General features: G+C 71.9%; 2 protein-coding genes. Both read right to left on the bottom strand.

Features of this window, described 5'->3' with window-relative positions; all coding sequences use genetic code 11:
* A partial coding sequence (locus CCN33_RS26075; protein WP_086695913.1) for an MFS transporter occupies positions 1-1,158 on the bottom strand: 1,158 nt, incomplete at its 3' end.
* A 127-nt stretch (positions 1,159-1,285) separates the two neighbouring features.
* On the bottom strand, positions 1,286-1,820 hold a 535-nt coding region (locus CCN33_RS26070), incomplete at its 5' end, for a response regulator transcription factor (protein WP_107483996.1).

Here is a 1,820-nt window from a genome sequence, read left to right as displayed (position 1 = left end):
CGCGGGCAGTGAGGAGTACGCCAGGCCGATGCCGGCGCCGAGGACCATCGAGGTGATGATCGTCTGCCAGGCGGCGTGCATCAGGCCGAGGCCGCCCGCGTAGCCGGCCGCGATGACCAGCAGGCCGATGATCAGGGTCGTCCGGGGGCCGTAGCGGGCCGAGAGGCGGGCGTAGACCGGGGCGGTGAACATCATGGTCAGGCCCAGCGGGGCCACGCACAGACCGGCGACCACCATCGACTGACCGAGGCCGTAGCCGGTGGCGGTGGGGAGCTGGAGCAACTGGGGGAGGACCAGCGAGACGACGTAGAAGCTGACGCCGACCATGATCGAGGCGAGGTTGGTGAGCAGGACCTCGCGGCGGGCGGTGGTGCGCAGGTCGACCAGCGGGGCCGGTATGCGCAGCTCGTACACCCCCCACAGCAGCAGCACGGCGAGCGCGGCGCCGAAGAGGCCGAGGGTGGTGCCGGAGGACCAGCCCCAGTCGCTGCCCTTGGTGATGGGCAGCAGGAGCAGCACCAGACCGGCGGAGAGGCCGGCGGCTCCCGGGTGGTCGAAGGAGCCCTTGGCGCGGGCCGGGGACTCGGGGACGGCCAGCAGGGTCAGGCCGATGGCGAGCACGCCCAGGCCGGCGGCGCCGTAGAACAGGGCGTGCCAGTCGGTGTGCTGGGCGACCAGGGCGGCGGCGGGCAGCGCCAGACCGCCGCCGACGCCGATCGAGGAGCTCATCAGCGCCATCGCGGAGGCGAGCCGCTCACGCGGGAGCATGTCGCGCATCAGGCCAATGCCCAGCGGGATCGCGCCCATGGCGAAGCCCTGGAGGGTGCGGCCCACGATCATCAGGAGCAACTGGCTGGTGACCGCGCTGACCAGCGCGCCGACCACCATCACGGACAGGCTGAGGATCAGCATCCGGCGCTTGCCGTACAGGTCGCCGAGGCGGCCCATGATCGGGGTGGCGACGGCACCGGAGAGCAGGGTGGAGGTGAGGACCCAGGTCGCGTTGCTCGGCGCGGTGCCTAGCAGTTGCGGCAGGTCCTTGATGACCGGCACGAGCAGGGTCTGCATCACCGCGACCACGATGCCCGCGAAGGCGAGCACCGGGACTACGGCCCCGCCCGCTTTCCTGGTGGCGTGGTCGGGCGTGGTGTGGGTCATGGAAATGGGGTCCTCCCGCGTGAATACGTGCAGGGTGAACCTCGTATGCACGGGAAACTATTCCGTTGCTTCGGGACGCTAACGAATCCTTGACCCGGAGTTGGGTTTCTGACGGGGTGTCAGCGCTTCACAGCCAGCCGCGCTGCCGGGCCTCCCGTACCGCCTCCGCGCGGTTGCGGGTGCCGGTCTTGCCGATCGCCGAGGAGAGGTAGTTGCGGACGGTGGACTCCGACAGGTGCAGCCGGGCGGCGATGTCGGCGACCGTCGCGCCGTCCACGGAGGCGGTCAGCACCTCGCACTCCCGGCCGGTCAGCGGATTCGGTCCCGCGCTGAGCGCGGCCGCCGCCAGAACGGGGTCGACCACCGTCTCCCCGGCCAGCACCCGGCGCACCGCCTGCGCCAGCTCCTCCACCGGCCCGTCCTTCACCAGGAAGCCGGCCGCCCCCGCCTCCATCGCCCGGCGCAGATAGCCGGGCCTGCCGAACGTGGTCAGGATCAGCACCCGGCACCCCGGCACCCGCTCCCGCAGCAGCGCGGCCGCGTCCAGCCCGCTCAGCCCCGGCAACTCGATGTCCAGCAGCGCCACGTCCGGCCGGTGCTCCAGGGCGGCCGTCAGGATCGCGTCCCCCGCGGCCACTTGAGCGACCACCTCGATGTCGTCC

Source organism: Streptomyces recifensis (assembly GCF_002154615.1).
Lineage (GTDB): Bacteria > Actinomycetota > Actinomycetes > Streptomycetales > Streptomycetaceae > Streptomyces > Streptomyces griseoluteus.
The sequence above is the reverse complement of the archived record's forward strand: the minus strand, read 5'-3'. Positions and strand labels throughout refer to the sequence as shown.